1 protein-coding gene is annotated in these 505 nt (G+C 49.9%); it reads left to right on the plus strand.

All coding sequences use genetic code 11. The features are described from left to right. The coding region (locus tag NG55_RS20415; protein ID WP_228704206.1) for an Ig-like domain-containing protein at window positions 1-505 on the plus strand (505 nt) is incomplete at both ends.

Here is a 505-nt window from a genome sequence, read left to right on the forward strand (position 1 = left end):
TACGATTGCACCGAATGCGCCAGACATTGATCCAATCAATGCGGTTGATCCGATTACAGGAACAGCAGAACCTGGTTCGACAGTGACGGTGACCTTCCCGAACGGCACCACAGTTCAAGTGCCAACCGATCCAATCACAGGTGCGTGGACAGTACCAAACCCAGGCAATCTGGTTGATGGTGATACCGTTACAGCAACAGCGACCGACTTGGCAGGAAACGTTTCATTGCCAGGTACAGAGATTGTTGATGGAGATGGCTTACCACCGGTTGCATTGAATGATGAATTCACCAATGACTCAACACCAGACTTGAGCGGTACGATCAATGATCCGAATGCGACCATTGTTGTGACTGTGAATGGTGTTGACTATCCTGCGGTGAACAATGGTAATGGCACATGGACCCTTGCAGACAATGTATTGCCAGTGTTAGGTGAAGGTCCACATACCGTGACCGTGACTGCGACAGACTTGGCAGGCAATGTCGGTACAGATACAGGTACA

The sequence above is a fragment of the Acinetobacter gyllenbergii genome (assembly GCF_001682515.1).
Taxonomy (GTDB): domain Bacteria; phylum Pseudomonadota; class Gammaproteobacteria; order Pseudomonadales; family Moraxellaceae; genus Acinetobacter; species Acinetobacter gyllenbergii.